Consider the following 21,481-nt stretch of genomic DNA (forward strand, 5'->3'; position numbering starts at 1 on the left):
CCTTCCCCACGCAACGCCTCACCGCCGCCACGGTCGTGCTGATCGCGCTCGCCGTGCTGCTGTCCTGGCCCGCGCCCGCCGTCGAGGAAGCCAACGCGCTGGCGAAGACCCCGCCGATGGGCTGGAACAGCTGGAACCAGGTCGGCTGTTTCGGCCTGAACGAGCAGGTCGTCCGCGCCGCCGCCGACGCGTTGGCGAGCACCTGGATGCGGGACGCCGGCTACCGGTACGTCGTCATCGACGACTGCTGGCAGGCCCCGGCCCGTGCCGCCGACGGCTCGCTCCGGGCCGACCCGACGCGCTTCCCCAGCGGAATCGCCGCACTAGCCGACTATGTCCACTCACGTGGCCTCGAGTTCGGCATCTACGCCGTGCCCGGCAGCGCGACGTGCGCGATGGCGAACAACGCCTACCCAGCACACGGAATCGGCTCGCTCGGGCACGAACGCCAGGACGCCGAGACGTTCGCGAGCTGGGGCGTCGACTACCTCAAGTACGACTGGTGCAACGCCGACACCAACGACGGGCTAGACCGCGTCGCGGCGTACACGAAGATGCACGACGCACTGGCGAGGCTGCCGCGGCCGATCGTCTACTCGATCTCGGAGTACGGCGTCGGCGAGCCGTGGACTTGGGGACACGCGGTCGCCAACAGCTGGCGGACGACAGCGGACCTGAGCCCGACCTGGGCGTCGGTGACCTCGGTGATCGACGAGCAGGCGTCGGTCGCGCAGTCCACCGGCACACCCGGCGGCTGGAACGACCCCGACATGCTGCAGGTCGGCAACGGCACGCTCACCGACAGCGAGAACCGCGCGCACTTCAGCATGTGGGCGATCTTCAACGCGCCGCTGTTCGCCGGGACGGATCCCGCCCAGTTCGGCGCCACCGACCGGGCGACGCTCACCAACCGCGAGGTGATCGCCATCGATCAGGACTTCGCCGGGACACAGGGACAACGGCTCGCGGTCTCGGCGAGCACACAGGTGTGGGGGAAACCGTTGTCGGGCAGCCGTTACGTCGTCGTGCTGCTGAACACCGGCAACTCGGCAGCGCGGGTTTCCGCGGCGATCCCGGGCCAGTGGACCGTGCGCGACCTGTGGCTGCACACCGATACCGGCACCGCGACCGACACTGTCTCGGCCACCGTCGCGCCACACTCGGCGACGATGCTCCAGCTCAGCCCCTCGTGAGCACTTAGGCCGGTTCTACCCGGCCGGAACGCTCACGAGTCCGTGAGCGCCTTGCCGAAGCAGATGCTTCGCGAGTCTTCCTTGTAGTGGCCGAACTTCCGGATCGGCGTGTAGCCGGACGACTCGTACAACGCGATGGCTTCGGGCTGCGCGGTGCCGGTTTCGAGAATGCTCCGGGTACGGCCGCGTTCGGCGGCGGTGCGTTCGAGTTCGGCAAGCACCGCGCGGGCGAAACCGCGGCCTCGCACCGACGCCGAGACGTACATCCGCTTCAGCTCGGCGTCGCCCGGCCGGAAGTACGGCGAGGGGCCGTCGTGCGCCCGCCACGCTCCACAAGCGACTGGCACGTTGTCCAGGTAGCCGATCAGGAACAGGCCCTGCGGCAGAGTGAACTCGGCGACGTCGACCGGCGTCTCGTCGATGTCGCCGTAGCGGACGATGTACTCCTGCTGAACCTCGGCGATCAGCTTCAGCGCGTCGGGATCGTCGTAGGTGGCGACACGGATATCCATTTTGACAAACTATCGCCAGTGTTCCCAGCCTGTCTCGTGTTCGTAGGTCTTGCCGTCGACGGTCACCCCGGACTCCGGCATGGTCACCGCGCCGATCCGGGTCCATTCCCCTGGCAGGTCGACGAATGGCGGGAAGGTCGCGGCCAGTGCGTGATCCTCGCCACCGGTGAGCATCCAGCGCAGCGGGTCGGCCCCGAGCGCGGACCCGACCTCGGCGAGCCTGGTCGGTACGACGAGCCGCTGGGTTTCGAGGTCGATGCCGACCTCGGACGCCTCGGCGATGTGGCCGAGGTCGGCAAGCAGGCCGTCCGAGATGTCGATCATCGACGTCGCACCGGCATCGGCGGCTTCCCGTCCCGCTTCGTACGGCGGTTCGGGGTGGCGCTGCGCGTTGACGACGCCGACCGGCGACCGGAAGCCGCGACCCAGCACGGCGAGACCGGCCGCGGCCCAGCCGAGCCTGCCGCACACGGCGACGACGTCACCGGGCCGCGCGCCCGAGCGCGTCACGGGTGCCCGGCCGCCGAGGTCACCCAATGCGGTGACGCTGATGACGAGCTTGTCCGCCCGGACCATGTCCCCGCCGACGATGCCGACGCCGGCGCGGTCCGCCTCCAGCCACATGCCGTCGGTGAGCTCGGTGATCACCTTGACCGGGGTGTCCGACGGGCAGGCCAGCCCGATCAGCACCGAGGTCGGGGTGGCCCCCATCGCGGCGATGTCGGCCAGGTTGACCGCGATCGCCTTGCGCCCGACCTGCTCGGCGCTCGACCAGTCGAGGCGGAAGTGCACGCCTTCGACCAGCACGTCCGTGCTCGCCACCACGCGTCCGTCCGGTGCCGCGACCACGGCCGCGTCGTCACCGGGGCCGAGCAGGGTGGCCGGCGGCTGCTTGCGGCCCTGGGTCACGGCGTGAATCAGTCCGAACTCGCCCGCGTCGCGGACGGTCGTCTCCTGTGGTGACACCTGTCACCTCCGTTCCGTCTGACTGCGTGAATGTTGGTCACCGATAGTCGGATGCCCTAGGGTTTTCCCAAGCTCCGCTATGTTCCTACCTTGAGCTTGCCGATCCAGACGAAGGGGCGCGCCGTGGTCCACGCATACATCCTCATCCAGACCGAGGTCGGAAAGGCGGCCGCGGTCGCCGAGGAGATCTCCGGCATCCAGGGTGTCACGAGTTCAGAGGATGTCACCGGGCCGTACGACGTCATCGTCCACGCCTCCGCCGACAGCGTCGACCAACTGGGGCAGCTCGTCGTGGCGAGGGTGCAGAACGTGGACGGCATCACGCGGACGCTGACCTGCCCGGTCGTCCATCTTTGACCCATGCTGTAGTTAGTCCGTGGCTGAAACGGATACCGAAACCGGCGCACCTCCGCGGCTCCTGATCATCGTCGCCGCGGTGCTGGTCGTGGGGCTGGCAGTGGGTGTCGCCATTTTCGGCATCAAAGCGAGTTCGATCGGCAACACCGCGCCGGACGGCCAGTTGGCGCTGGTCCCGGTGCCCGCGCCGCATTCCGGCGAGGCGCCCTGCCGCACCCTGATCGACGCGGTGCCGTCGTCGTTGACGTCGAACGGCGCGCAGCTGACGGTCCGTGATCTAGCGACACCCGCGCCGCCGTCGACCGTGGCCTGGGGCGAGGGCGACCCGATCGTCCTGCGCTGCGGCCTGGACAAGCCGCCGGAGCTCACCCCGAGTGCGCAGCTCCGGCTGGTCAACGGCGTCCAGTGGCTGCAGGTGACCGGCGAGGGCGCGGCGACCTGGTACATCGTCGACCGCGACGTCTACACGGCGCTGACCGTGCCCGACAACGCCGGAACGGGCCCGCTACAGGAGATCTCCGACGTCGTCGCGGCGAAGCTCCCCGCCCGCCCCCTGCACTTCTAACGCAACTCGCCGTCGAGTTGCGGTCTCTTGGAAACTAAGACACCGCAACTCGACGGCGAGTTGCGATGGTCAGCGGAGGCCGATGCCTCGGGCGATGGCGGTGTCGATGAGGGTGGTAAGCAGGGTCGGGTAGTCGACGCCGGTCACTTCCCACATTTTCGGGTACGCGGACTTCGTGGTGAAGCCGGGCATCGTGTTGACCTCGTTGATGATCAGCTCGCCGTCGGCGCGCACGAAGAAGTCCACGCGCGCGAGGCCCTGGCAGTCCAGCGCCCGGAACGCGGCCATCGCGGTGGCGCGCAGCCGCTCGGTGACTTCGTCGTCCAGCTTCGCCGGGATGTCGAGATCGGCGTCTTCACCGAGGTACTTGGTCTCGAAGTCGTACCAGGCATCGGCCTTGTCGCTGAGCACGCGGATTTCGGCCGGCAGCGATGCTTCGAGGTGTCCGTCGGGGAACTCCAGGACCCCGCACTCGACCTCGCGGCCGACGGCGGCAGCCTCGACGAGCACCTTCGGGTCGGTCTCACGCGCCAACGCGATCGCGGCGTCCAACTGGTCCCACGAGGTGACCTTGCTGATCCCGATCGACGACCCGGCGCGGCACGGCTTGACGAACACCGGCAGGCCCAGCCGCACGCGGTCGGCCTCGTCCACAGTGGACTGACCGCGCGGGAGGCTGACGTACTTCCCGACCTCGAGCCCGTCGGCGGCGAGCAGCTTCTTCGCGAATTCCTTGTCCATCGCGGCCGCGCTGGCGAAAACGCCGGGGCCGACGTACGGGATGCCGGCGAGTTCGAGCAGTCCCTGGATCGTCCCGTCCTCCCCGAACGCGCCGTGCAGCACCGGGAACACGACGTCGACGGCAGAAAGCACCTCGACCTCTTCGCCCTGGTTCAGCGTCACCAGTCCGCTCGACGTCGGGTCGGCTGCCAGCACCAGCGCCTGCCCGCCTTCGACGGACGGCAGCTCGCGACCATCGATGGCGAGCGTCGCCGGGTCACCGGTACCGAGGACCCAGCCACCCTCCCGGGTGATCCCGACCGGGACCACCTCGAAGCGGTCCGCATCCAGGTTTGCCATGACGCTACCTGCGGAAACACACGAAATCGTATGCTCGGAACTACGACCACCGAACACCACGGCAACCCGCGTCTTGGGAGAGCTCATAGCCGGTCACCCTACCGGGCTCTTGTGTTCCGGCTCCCGGCGCAGTAAGTCGACAAGTATGTCCAGCGCGCCGTCCAGCGCTTCGCGGGAGCAGCCCGCGTACCCGATCGCCGCGCCATACGCCGTCGGCGTCCCGGCGAAATGCCGGGCGAGGCCGTCGAGCCGGATGCCGCGCTTTTCGGCGGCGGCCAGCCGGGCGAGCTCGGTCTCGGCGGAGTCGAACGGGACCACAAGATGCGCGCCGGCGTCGTCACCGAGCAGCGGTACCCCAGCCGCGGTCAACGCCGTCGACAGCATCGACCGGCGCTGGAACAGCTCACGCCGCAGTTTCCGCAGGTGGCGGCCGAGGTCACCCGCGCGAGCCAACTCGATCGTAACGCGCTGGCCGGCGGGCGAAGGCCGGGTGCCCGACCGATCGCGGTACTCCAGCACGGCCGCGGTGACGCTCGGCGGCGCGACCATCCAGCCGACGCCGAGCGCCGGAGTGAGGATCTTGCTGGTGGTGCCGAGGTGGACGACGACGTCCGGCGCGAGCGCGGCCAGCAGTGGCAGCGGCGCGACGTCGAACCGCAGCTCGCCGTCGTAGTCGTCCTCGATCAGGAGCATGCCCTCGGCGCGGGCCCGGCCGACGAGGTCGACGCGTCGGGACGCGCTCATGCGGCTGCCCATCGGGTACTGGTGCGCGGGCGAGCAGTAGACCGCGCGGACGCCGGCCGGGACGAGGTCCGGCCGCAAACCCTCGCCGTCGACGGGCACGCCGACGACCTGCAGCCCAGCGCGCCTGAACGACTGGACGGCCCGCTGGTACCCGGGCTCCTCGACGGCGACGACTTCGCCGGGGGCCAGCACCGCGACCGCCAGTTCGACCACCGCGGCCGTGGTCCCGCCGGTCGCCAGCACCGAGTCCGTGCCCACGGCAAGACCACGATGCCGGAGGAGGTGCTCCGCGATCGCCGCGCGGTAGTCCGGCAGGCCCGCCCGGTTCTCGCGCGTCGTCGGCGCGGAGTCGGCCGCCGCCCGCCACGCCCGCCGCCAAGCGGACTTGTCGAGCCCTTCTGCCCACGGGACGCCGGGGGTGAGCTCCAAGAGGATCTCCTGCTCACGGACCTCGCCGGGGATCGTGTCGTCGGTCGGCCGGTCCGCGGGCGGCGACGTCGTCACGTACGTGCCGGAGCCGTGGCGACCGGCGATCCAGCCCTCAGCGTGCAGCTGCTCGTACGCGGCCGACGTCACCGTGCGACTGACGCCGAGCCGACCGGCGAGCGCCCTCGTCGACGGCAGTCGATCGCCGCCGCGGAGGTGTCCGGTCGCGGCCGCGTCACGCAGGGCGTCGGCGAGCTGGACGGCAAGCGGGATCTCGGACCCGCGCCGAAGGCTGATCGGCAACGCGGTATCGGGATGGGACACGGCGAGCTCCTCGGGTAGCACCACCAATAAGTGGCCTTTCGAATCATATGATAAATGGCTATTCAAAACAGCCACTGCGCCAAGCGACACTGAATCCATGACCGCCGTAGCCCCGCTTTCCGCCACCGAACGCACCACGCTGGGCCGTCGCAAGATCCGCGCGGTCACCGAACGGTCCGCGCTGTACGCGGTGCTCGACGAGGCGCTGATCTGCCATCTCGGCGTCTTGCGCGAAGGCGCGCCACTGGTGCTGCCAACCGGCTTCGGCCGGGACGGTGACACGATCTACCTGCATGGATCCACCGGCGCGAGCAGCCTGCGGCTGGCGAACGAAGGCATCGACGTCTGCGTGACCGTGACGCTGCTGGACGGGATCGTCTATGCGCGCTCGATCAACAACCACTCGATGAACTACCGGAGCGCGGTGATCCTCGGCAAGGCGCGTCCGGTCCTCGACCCCGAGGCGAAGACCCACGCGCTGAAGGTCATCACCGACCACCTCGCGCCGGGCTCGTGGGAGCACGCCCGCGACGTCAACGCGAAGGAGTTCGCCGCGGTGTCGGTGCTCTCGCTGGACCTCGCCGAGGCGTCGGTCAAGGCACGCGCCGAAGGCCCCGACGACTCGCCCGAGGAGATCGCGGCGAACCTGTCCTGGGCCGGGGTGCTGCCGATCCGCACGGTCTACGGCGACCCGGAACCCTCAGCCGACCTGATCGCCGAGTTCCCCGTCCCGCCACACGTCCTCAACCGCGCGCCCTGACCCGCAACTCGACGGCGAGTTGCGATACGTGCGTCCTCAACCGCGGGTGATGGGCAGGCGGACGGTGAAGGCGGTGCGGCCGGGCCGGCTTTCGACCTCGACCGTGCCGCCGTGGGCTTCGACCAGCGATCGCACCACCGCGAGCCCGAGCCCGCTGCCGCCGTTGCGGCGGTTCCGGGAGTCGTCGACGCGGAAGAAGCGGTCGAAAATCCGCTCGGTGTTCTCGGCGGCGATACCGTCACCCGCATCGATGACCTGCACCACCACGACTCCGGCACCCTCGAGCGACAGCGACACTGTCACCGGCGTGCCGTCCGGGGTATGGATCGCGGCGTTCGCCAGCAGGTTGTCGAGAACCTGACGCAGCCGCGACGGATCGCCTCGCAACACCACACTCGCCGGCCCCGGTTCGACCGTCAGCGGATGCCCCGGCCGCCCGGCCCGAAAGGCGTCCGCCGCCGCCTCCACCAGCTCGACGACGTCGACGTCCTCCGGCCGCACCAGTGCGTCCATCTCCGTCGAATCGAGCCTGGCCAGCAGCAGGAGGTCGTCCACGAGCACGCTCATCCGCGCGGTTTCCGCACGGATCTTCGCGAGGTGCGCTTCGCGCTCGGCGGGCTCGTTGGCCGCGGCATAGCGGAAGAGGTCGGCGTACCCGCGGATCGACGTCAGCGGCGTCCGCAGCTCGTGTGAGGCGTCCGCGACGAACCGGCGCAGCCGCTCGTTGACCGCCGTCCGCGCCGCCAGCGAAGACTCGATATGCGCCAGCATGAGGTTGAACGCGCTCCGCAGCTCCTCGACCTCCGCGCCACCGCCGTCGCCCGTGGCGCGCACGGACAGGTCCGCGGACTCGGTGAGGTCGTGGGCGGCGATGTCGTGCGCGGTGCCGGCCATCTCGCTCAGCGGGCGCAACCCGCGCTTGAGCACGATCCGGCCGACGATCACCAGCAGCGCCAACGCGATGAGGAACGCCACCACTTCGACGGTGATCAGCTGGTTGACGGTGCGGTACAGATCGGTCTGCGAAGCCGCGCTGAGCAGCACCTCCCCGCTGTCGAGCGGGCATGCCCGGACCCGATACCACCCCGCGTCACGAATCCAGACAGTCCGCAGCACGGAACTGTCGATCGCGTCGGCCGCGGCCGAAGAGAGCCCCTGCACATCGACGGGCAGGACACTGCCGGACTTCGGCTTCGTCTCGCCGTCACCAACCTCGAAAACCGCCGAATACCAGCCGTAGGACGGGCTCGGCATGCCGCCCATCTTCTTCAGCTTCACCAGCTGCTGGCTCTGGCTGTCGACGAGCTGCGCGTCCAGTCGCTGCTCGAGGTAGTGCTGCATGATCCCGACGGTCACGACGCCGACCACGGCGAACACCACCAGCGCGAGCGCGCCGAGCCCGAGCGCGAGTCGCGTGCCGAGCCGCGATCGGCGCCACGCTGCAAGCCGGCGGCGGGGGTTCACCGGGGGGCCGGGCGCACTACGTAACCGACCCCGCGCACGGTCTGGATCAGCGGATCGCGGCCGGAGTCGAGCTTCCGGCGCAGATGCGAGATGACGAGTTCGACCACATTGGACCGTCCGCCGAAGTCGTATTCCCAGACGTGGTCGAGGATCTGCGCCTTCGTCGACACCGAAGGCGCACGCCGCATCAAGTACCGCAGCAGCTCGTACTCGGTCGGGGTCAGCGTGACGAGCTCGCCGTCGCGTAACACCTCACGGGTGTCCTCGTTCAGCGTCAAATCGGCGACGCCGAGCAGCGACGACTGCGGCGCCGGCCCCTGGCAGCGACGCAGCACCGCGCGCAGCCGTGCCATCAGTTCCTCGACCGAGAACGGCTTGACCAGGTAATCGTCACCGCCGCGGGTCAACCCGGCGACGCGGTCGGCGGTGGCGTCCTTGGCGGTCAGGAACACCACCGGCACCGTCATCCCGCCGCGGCGAAGCCGATCGAGCACGGTGAACCCGTCGATGTCGGGCAGCATCAGGTCGAGCACCACGATGTGCGGGCCGAAGACCGCGGCCTCGCGCAGCGCGTCCTCGCCCGTTCCCGCGGTGACCGCCGACCACCCCTCGTACCTGGCGACGGTGGCCACCAGTTCGGCGATATGCGGCTCGTCGTCGACGACCAGTAGCCGCACCGGGCTTTCGTTGTCCACCTGTCCATCCTGCGGCAGTTCCCGGACACGGGCGAGGCGGGGGGCCACCCGACAGCAACTCGACAGCTGTTCCCCAGATCGCCCACAGCTTCGATGAGCAGGCTCGAAGACGTACTCGAGGAAGGGGAACAGCTGTGACGATCGCGCCACAGACCGCCGCGCGGATCGGCCCGGCAATCAGGCCGCGCACCGCCGCACGCCTAGGCCTCTACGCCCTTTTCGCCGCCAACCTCGCCGTCGTGACTTCCTTGTTCGTCGCCGCGGGACCATCGGACAACGTGCTGATCAGCATCGGCAGGCTCGCCGGGCTCTACGCGGCCCTGTTCATGGCCTTCCAGCTGCTGCTGGTCGCACGGCTCGGCTGGCTGGACCGCCGCCTCGGTATGGACCGGCTGACCACCTGGCATCGCTGGACCGGTTTCGGTCTGCTGTGGCTGCTGCTCGCCCACGTCGTGTTCGTCGTGTTCGGCTACGCCACGGTGGAGCGCAACACGCCCGTCGACGAAGTGGTCCAGCTGGCCGACACCACCGAAGGCGTGCTGCGCGCGATCGTGGCGTTCGTGCTGATCCTGATCGTCGGCGCCGCGTCCGCACGCTTCGCGCGACGGCGGCTGGCCTACGAAACCTGGCACTTCATCCACCTCTACACCTACGCGGCCGTGCTGCTGGTCTTCAGCCACCAGATCGCGATCGGGCAGTCGTTCACGAGTTCGACGTGGGGACGCGCCTACTGGTGGACACTGTGGAGTGTCGCCGGTGCGGCCGTGCTGCTCGGCCGGGTCGTGCTGCCGCTCTGGCGCAACCTGCGGCACCAGCTGCGGGTCGCGGCCGTCGTTCCCGAGTCGGACAACGTCGTTTCGGTGTACATGACGGGAAAGCGGCTCGACGAACTTCCGGCGAGGGCAGGGCAGTTCTTCCTGTGGCGCTTCCTCACCCGCGACAGGTGGTGGCGGGCGAACCCGTTTTCCCTGTCCACCGCGCCCGACGGGAAGTCGCTGCGGATCACCGCGAAGGCGGTCGGCGACAGCAGTTCGGGGTTGCGCACGCTGAAGGTCGGCACGCGTGTGTTCGCCGAAGGGCCGTACGGCGCTTTCACCACCATTCACCAGCGGCACGAAAACGCGCTGCTGATCGCGGGCGGGGTCGGGATCACCCCGATCCGCGCGTTGCTGGAGGACATCGCGGGGCACGTGGTCGTGCTCTATCGTGTCGGCACCGACGTCGACGCGGTGCTGCTGCCGGAACTCGAAGCGCTCGCTCGGACGCGCGGCGCCGTCGTCCACCTGCTGACCGGACCGTCGAACGCGTCCGGGCCGCACGGACCGTTGCTCGGCGCCGGGAACGTGCGCATGCTCGTGCCCGACGTCGTCGAGCGGGACGTGTTCGTCTGCGGGCCGCCGGGGATGACCGGTGCTGTGCTGCGGAGCCTGCGGGAGCTCGACGTGCCGCGGCCGCAGGTTCACGCCGAACGCTTCAGCCTGGCAGGGTGAGGGAACCATGAAGAGAACGATTCTCGCGATCATGTTGTCGGCAGCCGGGTTCGTCGCGGTCTGGCGGTTCGAACCGTCGGCGATCGGCAGCACCGTCATCGCGCAACCCCCCGCGGTGAGCACACCGGGGTCCAGCACGACGTCTTCCAGCGCGGGAGCCCCGGCCTCGACGCAGGTCACCGTGCCGGGTTCGGTGGAATCCAGCGACTACGGCACGGTCCAGGTGCAGGTGGTGTTCTCCGGCACCAACATCGTCGACGTCCAGCTCCTCCAGCAGCCCGGCAGCGGCCGCGCGATCGACGCGTTGCCGCAGCTGCGCGAAGAGGCGCTGCAGGCGCAAAACGCACACATCGACACGATCTCGGGCGCGACGCAGACCAGCGAGTCGTACCAGCAGTCGATGCAGTCCGCGATCGACGCGAAGGGCGCGTAGTGAACACGCGGGTCGAGCACATCATGGGGCTGCCGATCTCGATCGACGTCCGGGACGAAGACCCGGCGCTCGTCGAAGCGATCGAAGGCGCGTTCGAGTCGTTGCGCGAGGCCGACAGCCGGTTCAGTCCGTTTCGGACGGACAGCGAAATCTGCCGGTACGACCGGGGTGAACTGGCGCCGGAGCTGGTGAGCGACGATTTCCGTGAAGTGATGGGCATTTGCTCGCACTACGAACGCGAGAGCGGCGGAGCGTTCACGGCACGGGTGCCCGGCCGAGGGCTCGACCCGAGTGCGGTGGTCAAGGGCTGGGCCGTGCAGCGGGCCGCGGACTTCCTTCGGCTGTCCGGGGCGCAGCGGTTTTGTGTCAACGCCGGCGGCGACGTCATCGCCGCCGGCGAGCCCGAGGACGGCAGGCCGTGGCGGGTCGGTGTCCGGCATCCCGACCAGCCCGACACGCTGTGCGCGGTCATCGCCGCACGGGACCTCGCGGTGGCGACGTCGGCGACCTACGAGCGCGGGCAGCACATCTTCGATGGGCGGACCGGGGAACCGGCCGGCGGGCTGGTGAGCGTCACCATCACCGCGTCGGACCTGACGACGGCGGATTCCACTGCCACAGCGGCGTTCGCGATGGGCCGCGACGGGATCGCGTGGGCTGCCGCGCAACCGGGCTGCGAGGTGCTGATCGTCGACGCCGACCGCCGCGTCCACCGCACCCCCGGCCTCCACACCCTCTAACGCGGGGCACTTTTGTACTCCGCGACGCCTCAGTGGCTGGTGAGGTTCTTGAGGTCAGCGGGTGTGGTCGGCTGGTGGTGACTGTGGGACTCGTCGGCCTGAACGTGGAACTCGCCGGGCCGGAGTGTGGGACTCGCCGACGCGCTGTGCGAGTCCCACACTCAGCGAGGGCGAGTCCCACACTCAGACCGAACGAGTCCCACACCCAGCTCAACCAGCACCCACACAGACGACCGAAGAGCCACAAAAGTGCCCTCCTTGCACGCGCGGGATATCGGCGAAGGCAAGGACATAGCCGGAGCGGAAACGACAGGACGGGGTCGGGGAAGAGCTGGCAAGGTGGGTGGCATGAAGATCTTGTTCACCTCTGCGCCCGGGTACGGGCTGATGCTGCCACTGATCCCGCTGGCCTGGGCCGCGCGGGCCGCTGGGCACGAAGTACTGTTCGCCACCACCGCCGAGGTAGCCGAGGTCGGGGCCGACGCCGGCCTCGCCATGGTCGACGTCTTCCCGGAACGCGACGTCTGGGGCGAGTTGATGGCCCGGATCGGACCCGGCGCTCCCCCGCCTCCCGACGAGCTGTCCGAGGAGGAGCGGCTGGTCAAGGATTCCGGAAGCCCGTTCGGCGTATTCACCCTCACCATGACCGAGGGCACGATCGCCGCGGGCCGGGCGTTCGGCGCGGACCTCGTCGTCTACCCCTCCGACCACGGTGCCGGACCCCTGACCGCGCTCGCGCTCGGCAAGCCCGCGCTCGAGGTCGGGAACCGGATCTCGTGGTCCATGCGCGACGAAGAATCCCGCGGGCAATTCTCGTTCGGCAAGGAGGACGCGCTGAGCGTGTGGTTGCGCGAAAAGCTGTCGATCCCCGAGGGCCCGCTGAAGCCGATCGCGCGGATCGACCCCCGCGCGCCGAGCATGGGCGGGATCAGCGCGGACGAACCCGACCCGCGGGACGGCGTGCCGTGGTGGTCGATGGAGTTCGTGCCGTACAACGGCGGCGCCGTCGCGCCGGGCTGGCTGGCGGAGCCCGCGACGCGGCCGAGGGTGTGTGTCACGCTCGGCACGGTCGTCCCGGCGCTGTCGGGCACCACCAACCTGACCGCGGTGATCGAAGCCCTGGGCGAAATGGACGTCGACGTCGTCCTCGCGGCGGGCACGGCGGACCTTTCCGCGCTCGGCACCCTGCCGGACAACGTGCGGTCAGCCGGTTTCCTGCCGCTGTCGATGATCCTGCCGAGCTGTTCGCTGATCGTCCACCACGGCGGTTCCGGCAGCACGGCCGCGCCGCTGTTCTACGGCGTCCCGCAGCTCGTGCTGCCGGCGTTCGCCGACAACTTCATATCCGCGGACCGCGTCGCCGCCCGCGGGGTCGGCCTGCGCTGCGACGCCGCCGGCACGGACGCCGCGACGGCGCGCACGTTGATCGAGCGGCTGCTCACGGAACCGGCGTTCACCAAAGCGGCCGCCGAAGTCCGCACGGAAATCGCAGAGCAGCCCAGCCCGGCCGCCATTATCGACCGGGTGACCGCCGCACTGGGTCGGTAACGCTCGGGTGATAGCCCTCGAAGCGGGACAGGAAAACCCCTTCGCCCTGGGTCATGCCCGGTAGCTGCCGTTCGAAGGCGTGAACCGTCCTCGCCGGGATCACGCCTTCGAGCCGGCCGTCGCCGACCCGGACTGCCGCCCCGGCTTCGCCGAGTTTCGCGCAGACGGTGGCGATCGTGTCCGGCGGCACTTCCAGCTCGAAGCGCTCGACGGGTTCGTACACGCGGGTGCCGGCCCGACGCAGCGCTGTCGCCAGCACCAACGCGGTCAGCTTGCGGAAGTCGGCGGCGGCGGTCACCGGCGACGCGTATCCCGTGTGGGTGAGGGTGATCACGCAGTCGGTGACCTCCCAACCGAAGTTGCCGTGCCGGAGCTCCTGGCGGACGGTCTGTTCGATCGCCGTGTGGAACGCCCGCGGCAGACCTCCGAGCTCGACGTCCAGCCGGTAGCCGACGCCGCTGTCCGGCGCTCCCGGCTCGACCCGGAGCCCGACGGTCGCGTAGAACGGGTTCCCGTCCTCGAGGATCACTTCGAGGGCTTCACCGGTGCCGACCGGCTTTTCCCGGTGGACGACCTGCGTTTCGTCGAAGACCACGTGGACGCCGAACTCGCTTTCGAGCTGCGACTTGAGCACTTCCTGCTGCACCTCGCCGTACAGGCTCACCGAGATCTCGTACTCACCACGCCGGACGTGGATGAGCGGGTCCTGCTCGGAGAGGGTCCGCAGGGCCGGGTAGAGGCGTGGCTCTTCGGCCGGATCCGCGGCGCGGACGACGGTTTCGAACGCCGGCGGCAGGAAGTAGGACCCCGAGGTCGTTCCGCCGGGCAGGCCGAGCCGGTCGCCGATCCTGACGTCGTCGAGTCCCCATACCTGCGCGATCCGGCCCGCAGCGACCCGCTGTGTCGGAACGGCTTCACCCTGCTCGAAAACGCGGAGCCCGGTCACTTTCGCGGTTCGCTCCTCCGACTCGCCGTCCCGGAAGAACGAAACTTGTTCGCGGATACCAAGGGACCCGGCGAAAACCCGGACATAGGCGATCTTCTCCCCGGAAAAACCGCGCTCGATCTTGAACACCGAACCGCTCAGCGCGTCCTGTCCCGTGTCTCCCGGGGGAAGCAGTTCGCGGATCGCGCGGATCAGCTCACCGACCCCTTCACCGCTCATCGCCGACCCGAAGAAAACGGGCGTCAGCTGTGCTTTTCCGACTTGTGTCACCAGCTCGCGACGAACACGCGCTGCGTCGACGACCACGTCCTCAGCCAGGTAGTCAGCGAGGAAAGCGTCGTCGTTCCCAGCCAGGACCTCCACAACGGATTCGAAGAATCGGACGTCTTCGAGGGAACGGGAATGCACCCGCGCCGGCCAGTTCCCGAGATCGCTCACGGTTTGCAGGGCGATTGTCGAGGGGGTGAGTTTCGCGGTGATGCTTTCGAGCAGATCCTCGTAACGCGCGCCCATCCGGTCTATCTTGTTGACGAAAACGAGCGTCGGAATCTTCAACCTCGCCAGGGTGCGCATCAGGATTCGCGTCTGGACCTGTACCCCTTCGACGGCGGAAACCACCAGTACCGCCCCGTCGAGCACACTCAGCGCGCGCTCGACCTCCGCGATGAAATCGGAGTGGCCGGGGGTGTCGATCAGGTTCACCGTCAGGTCGTCCACGGTGAAGGACACCACCGCCGAACGGATCGTGATCCCGCGGCGGCGTTCGAGTTCCATCGTGTCGGTCCGGGTGGTTCCGCCGTCGACACTGCCGAGTTCGCCGATAACGCCCGTTTCGAAGAGCAGACGTTCGGTCAGGCTGGTCTTACCGGCGTCGACATGGGCGAGGATTCCCAAGTTCACGGTCTTCATACAGCTTCGTCCCAGTGCATGCGAAGTGACAGGAGGTCTGGGTTGGGACGAACTCCTGGCGCATTGCCTGCTCCTGACGACTCAAGCTGACGAAGACGAGCGAAGCTACCACCCGCCCGCCGATCGCGACACCGATTATTCCGGCTGGGGCGGGATCCCTCTCGTCCAAAGATCCCTCAGCGCCACCCTGGGGGCGTTGAACGCCCCCAGGGTGGCGCTGAGGGCACCCGAAGGGCTAAAGGCGGACCGGGCCGCCGAGGGCGTCCAGGTGGTAGGGGCGCATTTCCCGGCCGCCGTCCCGGTAAACGTGGATGCTGATCGCCGGGTCCAGGCTGTCGTTGCGGACCGCGTGGACGTAGCCCGGTCCGAAGACCCGCGACTGCCCGGCGGTCAGGGCGTGGGCCTCGACCACCGCCCGGCCATCAGGGGCGCGCCGGGTGACGGTTTCGGTGAGGGAGCCGCTGACGACGGTGAACGCCCCGGTGCTGAAGACGTGGTCGTGCAGGTCGGTGTGCTGACCGGGCAGCCAGGCCATCAGCCAGACCTCCTGCTGCTCGTCGCTGTCGACCAGCGCGGAAAACCGCTGGTCAGGGTCGTAGCGCAGGAGGTGCCGCCACCGGTCACGGTCGGCGGCGAACTCGAGGGCGACGCGCACGGGGTGGCGCAGGGCGGGGTTTTCGGCAGTAACGAGCGTGTTGTCCGGAACGGCGAACATGAGTGAGTGTCCTCAAAGGAATGCGGCACACAGGGGCACCGCGAGCTTCGACAGGGTCGGGGCTGGGTTCACCGACAACAAGGACACAACGCCGGCGAGACCGGGCGTGAGTCGTCAAGACCCCGCCCGTTCGTCATTCGCCGCGTGTTCACCCCACGAGCGAACCAGCACCCCCGACGCCCGGTCAAGTCGTTCTCACCAAGTGGACGACCCAGACGGCGCCTACGACCACTCGTGTTTCTGCTCGCGGCCGAGGAGTTCGGCACCGGCCCGGCGCGGATCGACGCCCTCGTGGCAGACGCGGTACATCGCGTCGGTGATCGGCATGTCGACACCGAGGCCGGCCGCGAGGGCACGGATGGACGAACACGACGTCACGCCCTCGGCGACCTGGCCGCCGCCGGCCAGCTGGGCCTGCTCGACGGTCTCGCCGCGGCCGAGGTGCTCGCCGAACGTCCGGTTGCGCGACAGCGGCGACGTGCACGTGGCGACAAGGTCGCCGACGCCGGCGAGACCGGCGAAAGTGAGCGGGTCGGCGCCGAGTTTGGTACCGAGCCTGGCCATCTCGGCGAGACCCCGCGTGATCAACGTCGCCATCGTGTTCGCGCCCAGCCCCAGCCCGACCGCCATGCCACAGCTCAGCGCGATGACGTTCTTGCACGCCCCGCCCAGCTCGCAGCCGATGACGTCGGTGTTGGTGTACGGCCGGAAGTATTGGTTGAAGCTCGCGCGCTGGATCGCGACCGCGCGTTCGTGGTCGGCGCAGGCGACCACCGCCCCCGAAGGCTGTTCCTGCGCGATCTCCCGGGAGAGGTTCGGCCCCGACACCACCACGATGTCACGCTCGGGGACGTCGGCGATTTCGGCGATGACCTGGCTCATTCGCTTCAGCGAGCCGAGTTCGACGCCCTTCGCGAGGCTGACCAGTATCGCGTCGGCCGGCAGCCGCCACATGCTCAGGTTCGCGCGCAGGCTCTGGCTCGGCACCGCGAACATCACCGCTTGCGCGCCCTCCAGCGCGGCCGCCGCGTCGGAAGTGGCCGTCACCCGCGAAGGCAGCTTCACGTTCGGCAGGTACGACTGGTTGGTGTTCGCCGTGCGGATCTCCTCGGCGATCTCCTCGCGGCGCGCCCACATCGTGACGTCCCGGCCGGCGTCGGCGAGGACCTTCGCGAACGCCGTGCCCCAGGAACCCGCCCCCAGCACGGTGATCCGCTGTACCTCCGCAGGCTGCGCCATCAGTCGCCTTCCGTCTGCTGGGTGCTCGCCTGTTCGGTGATCTCGGACTCCTTCGATGGTGATTGCTCCTGGCGGATCTCCGCCAGGAGGGTGACGATCTCGCTCTTCATCAGATCGGTGACTTCGCGGAGCAGGGACGCGCCGGTCGACTTCATCCCGCCCCTCCTTACTCTCCGTCCGCGCCGAACCCCTCCGCTGATCCTGCCGCTCGCCGCTCCGACGGGTCCACCAAGGGTGTCTTCAGACGCTGTTGATAACACGCGGCGTCGTCTTTCGGTAAAGATAGAGGGGTGCATGTCGACCTGATCCTCCCGATGAAGCCGCCCCGCATCGGCAAGTCGCGGCTCCGCGGGGCGCCGGACTACCCGACCGGTGACGACGAACACGCCGAGCTGGTGCTCGCGCTCGCGTGCGACACGGTGGCGGCGGCGACGTCGGCGGCCGGCGTACGTCGTGTGCTGGTGGTCGCCAGCGACCCGGCGGCCGTCGAGGCGCTGCGTGAGTACGGCGCCGAAATCATCCGCGAACCCCGGGTCACCGGGCTCAACGCCGCGCTTCGGCACGGCGAGTCGGTCCTACGCCGGGCCGATCCGGCGTCGGTCGTCGGTGCTCTGCAGGCCGACCTGCCCGCGTTGCGCGCCGAGGACCTGGCCGCCGCGCTGGCCGAAGCCGGCGGCCGGCGCGCGTTCACCGCGGACCGCCAAGGCACCGGCACGACATTGCTGCTCTCGGCCCCCGCCGCGCCGCTCGATCCGCGGTTCGGTGTCGGCTCGGCGTTCGCGCACACCGAGTCCGGGGCGCGGCCGCTCGAGCTGTCCGCCGAATCCCTGCGTAGCGATGTGGACACTCCGGGCGATCTTGCCCATGCCAGGACACTCGGCCTCGGTGAGCGGACCAGCGCCGTGCTCGGGGAGCACTGCCTGACCCTCTGACCGGGCACTGTCGACTCCGACACTGTTAACCAAGCCGTCTGTCACGGTATGCGCATTAAGCGGCGAAGTGGTGAACAATGGCCTCGTGAGCGATGACGACGGCACGACCCCGGCAACAGTGGATTCAGCCAAGACCGAGCCATCCCGGAGGAGGGCCGCCAAACCGGCGAGTCCCAAGGCGAACGGCAGTAAGAGACTGCCCGCCGTGAAGAACCGCGCCACCCGCGGCGGCTCCGCGAGCCGCCCGGTGCAGGACTTCCACGCCGTGCCGTCCGCGCCCCCGGCCGTGACCCCGACTTCGACGACGTCGGCCGAGACCTTGCCTGATGACCGGTACTTCAACCGCGAGCTGTCGTGGCAGGACTTCAACGCCCGGGTGCTCGCGCTTGCCGAGGACGAGTCGCAGGCGCTGCTGGAGCGCGCGAAGTTCCTCGCCATCTTCGCGTCCAATTTGGACGAGTTCTACATGGTGCGTGTCGCCGGGCTGAAGCGCCGCGACGAGACCGGGCTGTCCGTCCGAAGCGCCGACGGGCTCACCCCGCGCGAGCAGCTGGCGTACATCGCCAAGCGCAACCAGGACCTCGTCGAGCGGCAGACCGGCGCGTTCGAGCTGCATCTGCGGCCGCTGCTGGCGAAGGAGGACATCCGGATCGTCGGCTGGGCCGACCTCGAGGGTCAGGACCAGCTCCGGCTGTCCAACTACTTCAGCGAGCAGATCTTCCCGGTGCTGACCCCGCTGGCCGTCGACCCCGCCCACCCCTTCCCCTATATCTCCGGGCTGTCGCTGAACCTCGCCGTCACCGTGCGGGATCCCGAGGGCGGCACCGAGCGGTTCGCCAGGGTCAAGGTCCCGAACAACGTGCGGCGGCTGGTCCGTATCGAGCAGCAGCGCGAAAACCGGACCGCGACGTTCATTCCGCTCGAAGAGCTCATCGCCGCGCACCTCGGCGAGCTGTTCACCGGCATGGAGGTGCTCGAGCACCACGTGTTCCGCGTCACCCGCAACGCCGACTTCGAGGTCGAGGAAGACCGCGACGAGGATCTGTTGCAGGCGCTGGAGCGCGAGCTCGCCCGCCGCCGGTTCGGCCCGCCGGTTCGGCTGGAAGTCACCTCCGACATGAGCGAGCACATGCTCGAGCTGCTGCTCAGGGAGCTGGAAGTCGATCCGAACGACGTCGTCGAGGTCCCGGGGCTGATCGACCTGACCTGCCTGCACCAACTGTCCAGTGTGGATCGCAAGGAGCTGAAGGACAGCCCGTTCGTACCGGCGACGCACCCCGCGTTCGGCGAGCGGGAGACGCCGAAGAGCATCTTCGCGACCCTGCGCGAGAGCGACGTCCTGGTCCATCACCCGTACGACTCGTTCTCCACGAGCGTGCAGCGGTTCATCGAGCAGGCCGCGGCCGATCCCAAGGTCCTCGCGATCAAGCAGACGCTGTACCGCACCTCCGGTGACTCCCCGATCGTCGACGCGCTGATCGACGCCGCCGAAGCGGGCAAGCAGGTCGTCGCGCTGGTGGAGATCAAGGCCCGGTTCGACGAGCAGGCCAACATCACCTGGGCGCGGACGCTGGAGCGCGCGGGCGTGCACGTCGTGTACGGGCTGGTGGGGCTCAAAACCCACTGCAAGGTGTCGATGGTCATCCGGCAGGAAGGCACCGCGCTGCGGCGTTACTGCCATATCGGGACCGGCAACTACAACCCGAAGACCGCGCGACTGTACGAGGACATGGGCCTGCTCACGGCCGACCCGACGATCGGCGCGGACCTGACGGACCTGTTCAACGTCCTCACCGGCTATTCGCGGCAGGACACCTACCGCAACATCCTGACCTCGCCGCACGGCATCCGCCGCGGCATCCTGCGCGCGATCGGCGAGGAGATCGAACTCGCGCGCGCCGGGCAGGCGGCCGGGATCCGGATCAAGTGCAACTCGCTCGTCGACGAGCAGATCATCGACGCGCTGTACCACGCGTCGCGCGCGGGAGTGCCCGTCGAGGTTGTGGTGCGCGGGATCTGCGCGCTCAAGCCGGGGGTGGAAGGACTGAGCGAGAACATCAAGGTCCGGTCGATCCTCGGCCGGTTCCTCGAGCACTCGCGGGTGTTCCACTTCCGCGCGGGCAACGCGTACTGGATCGGCAGCGCGGACATGATGCACCGCAACCTCGACCGCCGCATCGAAGCGCTCGTGCGCGTCAAGGACCCGAAGCTGACCGGCCAGCTCGACGACGTCCTCGATTCCGCCCTCGACCCGATCACCCGCTGCTGGGTGCTGAAGGCGAGCGGGGAATGGGTGCCTTCGCCCGCCGACGGCGCCCAGGTCCGTGATCACCAGGCCGCGCTGACCGCGAGTCACGGAGCGAACGGGTGAGTTCGGTTCCCATCCGTGCGGCAGGTGCGGTGCTATGGCGACGCGAAGACTCGGGCGTGCTGCAACTCGCGGTCGTCCACCGACCGCGTTATGACGACTGGTCGCTGCCGAAGGGCAAACTGGACCCCGGCGAGACCATCCCGGGCACAGCCGTCCGCGAAATCCTCGAAGAGACAGGGTTCGCGGCGAAGCTCGGCCGCTATCTGGTGCGCGTCGCCTATCCCGTGGTCGCCCGGGACGGCGTCGGCACGGCGGACAAGACGGTCGACTACTTCGCCGCCGAAGCCGTCGGCGGGGCGTTCGAGACGAACGACGAGGTCGACGAGCTGCGCTGGGTCGAGCCGGCGAAGGCGGAGATCCTGCTCACCCGGCGCGTCGACGTCGACGTGGTCCGGACCTTTTGCCTGCTGCCGGCCGAGCTGACGACGGTGGTCCTCGCGCGCCACGCGAAGGCGGGCAAGCGCGAGGAGTGGAACGGCGACGACGACCTGCGGCCGCTGTCGTCGGCGGGTCAGCGTCAGTCGGACGGGCTTCGCGCGCTGATGCCGATGTTCGGCGCCGACCGGGTGTTCTCGGCGCCGCGGCTGCGGTGCGTGCAGACCGTGCAGGGGGTCGCGGACGACCTCGGGCTCGAGATCCGGCACGAGCCGCTGCTGTCCGAGGAGGGGTACTGGCCGGACCCCGTGCGCGGGATCGGCAGACTGCTCACCATCGTCGCCGAGGGCGGCGCCCCGCTGATCTCCAGCCAGGGCGGGGTGATCCCGGACCTTGTCAGCGCCCTGGCGGACCGCGACGGCGTCGAGCTCGCCGACAGCAAGCACGGTGTCGTACCGAGCAAGAAGGGCTCGTTCTGGGTCCTTTCCTTCGCCGACGGCCCGAAGCTCGTGGCCGCCGACTACTTCGCCGGCACCCTCCCCGTCCCCGAACTCGCGCACCACTAAGCCAACTCATGTCCACCAACGGCAAACTCGCGAGTTTGCCGTTGGTGGACGTGAGTTGGCTCGTGACAGTGGGGTGACAGTGGCGGCTGGTCTACTGCTCGGGCACACGCGACGAGGCGGGATGCGCCGGT

21 protein-coding genes are annotated in these 21,481 nt (G+C 69.1%); 11 read left to right on the plus strand and 10 right to left on the minus strand.

Annotated features, from left to right (window positions below; translation table 11 throughout):
• Positions 1-35: 35 nt before the first annotated feature.
• Entirely contained in the window at positions 36-1,193 is a 1,158-nt protein-coding gene (locus JWQ81_RS36560) for a glycoside hydrolase family 27 protein (RefSeq protein WP_297548903.1), read from the plus strand.
• A 32-nt stretch (positions 1,194-1,225) separates the two neighbouring features.
• On the opposite strand, the gene JWQ81_RS36565 is transcribed toward JWQ81_RS36560, so the two are convergent.
• The gene (locus tag JWQ81_RS36565) at positions 1,226-1,705 is read right to left on the minus strand and encodes a GNAT family N-acetyltransferase (protein ID WP_297548905.1); all 480 of its coding nucleotides are present in this window, start codon (positions 1,703-1,705) and stop codon (positions 1,226-1,228) included.
• A 9-nt stretch (positions 1,706-1,714) separates the two neighbouring features.
• Entirely contained in the window at positions 1,715-2,671 is a 957-nt protein-coding gene (locus JWQ81_RS36570; protein ID WP_297548907.1) for a thiamine-phosphate kinase, read from the minus strand.
• Between the two features lie 123 nt (positions 2,672-2,794).
• Between JWQ81_RS36570 and JWQ81_RS36575 the strand changes: the two genes are divergently transcribed.
• Complete coding sequence (locus JWQ81_RS36575) at positions 2,795-3,028, plus strand: Lrp/AsnC ligand binding domain-containing protein (protein ID WP_297548971.1); 234 nt, start codon at positions 2,795-2,797, stop codon at positions 3,026-3,028.
• A gap of 19 nt (positions 3,029-3,047) precedes the next feature.
• Positions 3,048-3,593: a DUF3515 domain-containing protein gene (locus JWQ81_RS36580; RefSeq protein WP_297548909.1), complete on the plus strand. Its 546-nt coding sequence runs from the start codon at positions 3,048-3,050 to the stop codon at positions 3,591-3,593.
• Positions 3,594-3,662: 69 nt separating this feature from the next.
• Here JWQ81_RS36580 and JWQ81_RS36585 read toward each other — a convergent pair whose 3' ends face one another.
• Together JWQ81_RS36585 and JWQ81_RS36590 are read right to left on the minus strand one after the other, a co-directional pair.
• Positions 3,663-4,760 carry a D-alanine--D-alanine ligase family protein gene (locus JWQ81_RS36585; RefSeq protein WP_297548911.1) on the minus strand — a complete coding sequence of 366 codons (1,098 nt, stop codon included), beginning with the start codon at positions 4,758-4,760 and terminating at the stop codon, positions 3,663-3,665.
• Between the two features lie 6 nt (positions 4,761-4,766).
• Entirely contained in the window at positions 4,767-6,167 is a 1,401-nt protein-coding gene (locus tag JWQ81_RS36590) for a PLP-dependent aminotransferase family protein (RefSeq protein WP_297548913.1), read from the minus strand.
• Between the two features lie 97 nt (positions 6,168-6,264).
• Between JWQ81_RS36590 and JWQ81_RS36595 the strand changes: the two genes are divergently transcribed.
• Positions 6,265-6,927, plus strand: coding sequence for a pyridoxamine 5'-phosphate oxidase family protein (locus tag JWQ81_RS36595; protein ID WP_297548915.1), 663 nt, complete (start codon positions 6,265-6,267; stop codon positions 6,925-6,927).
• 36 nt (positions 6,928-6,963) lie between these two features.
• Here the strand turns inward: JWQ81_RS36595 and JWQ81_RS36600 are convergent, their stop codons facing one another.
• Together JWQ81_RS36600 and JWQ81_RS36605 are read right to left on the minus strand one after the other, a co-directional pair.
• Positions 6,964-8,391 (minus strand): HAMP domain-containing sensor histidine kinase, encoded by a 1,428-nt coding sequence (locus JWQ81_RS36600; RefSeq protein WP_297548916.1) that lies wholly within the window; start codon positions 8,389-8,391, stop codon positions 6,964-6,966.
• Complete coding sequence (locus tag JWQ81_RS36605) at positions 8,388-9,086, minus strand: response regulator transcription factor (RefSeq protein WP_297548918.1); 699 nt, start codon at positions 9,084-9,086, stop codon at positions 8,388-8,390. Before JWQ81_RS36605 ends, JWQ81_RS36600 begins: the two co-directional genes overlap by 4 nt.
• Before the next feature lie 134 nt (positions 9,087-9,220).
• Here JWQ81_RS36605 and JWQ81_RS36610 point away from each other — a divergent pair, with 134 nt between their 5' ends.
• The 4 genes from JWQ81_RS36610 to JWQ81_RS36625 all read left to right on the plus strand — a co-directional run bounded on the left by JWQ81_RS36610 (position 9,221) and on the right by JWQ81_RS36625 (position 13,297).
• Positions 9,221-10,576 (plus strand): ferredoxin reductase family protein, encoded by a 1,356-nt coding sequence (locus tag JWQ81_RS36610; RefSeq protein WP_297548920.1) that lies wholly within the window; start codon positions 9,221-9,223, stop codon positions 10,574-10,576.
• 7 nt (positions 10,577-10,583) lie between these two features.
• Positions 10,584-11,009 (plus strand): FMN-binding protein, encoded by a 426-nt coding sequence (locus JWQ81_RS36615; protein ID WP_297548922.1) that lies wholly within the window; start codon positions 10,584-10,586, stop codon positions 11,007-11,009.
• Positions 11,009-11,749: an FAD:protein FMN transferase gene (locus JWQ81_RS36620; protein WP_297548924.1), complete on the plus strand. Its 741-nt coding sequence runs from the start codon at positions 11,009-11,011 to the stop codon at positions 11,747-11,749. Before JWQ81_RS36615 ends, JWQ81_RS36620 begins: the two co-directional genes overlap by 1 nt.
• A 348-nt stretch (positions 11,750-12,097) precedes the next feature.
• Complete coding sequence (locus JWQ81_RS36625) at positions 12,098-13,297, plus strand: nucleotide disphospho-sugar-binding domain-containing protein (protein ID WP_297548926.1); 1,200 nt, start codon at positions 12,098-12,100, stop codon at positions 13,295-13,297.
• On the opposite strand, the gene JWQ81_RS36630 is transcribed toward JWQ81_RS36625, so the two are convergent.
• From JWQ81_RS36630 to JWQ81_RS36645, 4 genes are all read right to left on the minus strand, one after another.
• A complete protein-coding gene (locus JWQ81_RS36630) occupies positions 13,263-15,152 on the minus strand; it encodes a TetM/TetW/TetO/TetS family tetracycline resistance ribosomal protection protein (protein ID WP_297548928.1) in 1,890 nt (629 codons plus the stop codon). The genes JWQ81_RS36625 and JWQ81_RS36630 overlap by 35 nt on opposite strands.
• 235 nt (positions 15,153-15,387) lie before the next feature.
• Positions 15,388-15,867, minus strand: a complete 480-nt coding sequence (locus JWQ81_RS36635; protein WP_297548930.1) for a cysteine dioxygenase family protein — start codon at positions 15,865-15,867, stop codon at positions 15,388-15,390.
• A gap of 222 nt (positions 15,868-16,089) precedes the next feature.
• Positions 16,090-17,106, minus strand: a complete 1,017-nt coding sequence (locus JWQ81_RS36640; RefSeq protein ID WP_297548932.1) for an NAD(P)H-dependent glycerol-3-phosphate dehydrogenase — start codon at positions 17,104-17,106, stop codon at positions 16,090-16,092.
• Positions 17,106-17,261: a hypothetical protein gene (locus tag JWQ81_RS36645; RefSeq protein ID WP_297548934.1), complete on the minus strand. Its 156-nt coding sequence runs from the start codon at positions 17,259-17,261 to the stop codon at positions 17,106-17,108. The genes JWQ81_RS36640 and JWQ81_RS36645 overlap by 1 nt, the downstream gene beginning before the upstream one ends.
• Positions 17,262-17,396: 135 nt before the next feature.
• On the opposite strand from JWQ81_RS36645, the gene cofC reads away from it, so the two are divergent.
• The 3 genes from cofC (at position 17,397) to JWQ81_RS36660 (ending at position 21,350) form a co-directional block, all read left to right on the plus strand.
• Positions 17,397-18,038 carry a 2-phospho-L-lactate guanylyltransferase gene (gene cofC / locus JWQ81_RS36650; protein ID WP_297548936.1) on the plus strand — a complete coding sequence of 214 codons (642 nt, stop codon included), beginning with the start codon at positions 17,397-17,399 and terminating at the stop codon, positions 18,036-18,038.
• Positions 18,039-18,123: 85 nt separating this feature from the next.
• On the plus strand, positions 18,124-20,409 hold the full coding sequence (locus tag JWQ81_RS36655) for an RNA degradosome polyphosphate kinase (protein ID WP_297548938.1): 2,286 nt from the start codon (positions 18,124-18,126) through the stop codon (positions 20,407-20,409).
• A complete protein-coding gene (locus JWQ81_RS36660; protein WP_297548940.1) occupies positions 20,406-21,350 on the plus strand; it encodes an NUDIX hydrolase in 945 nt (314 codons plus the stop codon). The genes JWQ81_RS36655 and JWQ81_RS36660 overlap by 4 nt, the downstream gene beginning before the upstream one ends.
• The last annotated feature ends 131 nt before the right edge of the window (positions 21,351-21,481 follow it).

The organism is Amycolatopsis sp., assembly GCF_025464955.1.
Classification (GTDB): domain Bacteria; phylum Actinomycetota; class Actinomycetes; order Mycobacteriales; family Pseudonocardiaceae; genus Amycolatopsis.

Coding starts and splice junctions, on each gene's coding strand:
- JWQ81_RS36625 (WP_297548926.1), top strand. CDS start 12,098: ATGAAGATCTTGTTCACCTCTGCGCCCGGGTACGGGCTGATGCTGCCA.
- JWQ81_RS36615 (WP_297548922.1), top strand. CDS start 10,584: ATGAAGAGAACGATTCTCGCGATCATGTTGTCGGCAGCCGGGTTCGTC.
- JWQ81_RS36565 (WP_297548905.1), bottom strand. CDS start 1,705: ATGGATATCCGTGTCGCCACCTACGACGATCCCGACGCGCTGAAGCTG.
- JWQ81_RS36585 (WP_297548911.1), bottom strand. CDS start 4,760: ATGAGCTCTCCCAAGACGCGGGTTGCCGTGGTGTTCGGTGGTCGTAGT.
- JWQ81_RS36635 (WP_297548930.1), bottom strand. CDS start 15,867: ATGTTCGCCGTTCCGGACAACACGCTCGTTACTGCCGAAAACCCCGCC.
- JWQ81_RS36630 (WP_297548928.1), bottom strand. CDS start 15,152: ATGAAGACCGTGAACTTGGGAATCCTCGCCCATGTCGACGCCGGTAAG.
- JWQ81_RS36595 (WP_297548915.1), top strand. CDS start 6,265: ATGACCGCCGTAGCCCCGCTTTCCGCCACCGAACGCACCACGCTGGGC.
- JWQ81_RS36645 (WP_297548934.1), bottom strand. CDS start 17,261: ATGAAGTCGACCGGCGCGTCCCTGCTCCGCGAAGTCACCGATCTGATG.
- JWQ81_RS36640 (WP_297548932.1), bottom strand. CDS start 17,106: ATGGCGCAGCCTGCGGAGGTACAGCGGATCACCGTGCTGGGGGCGGGT.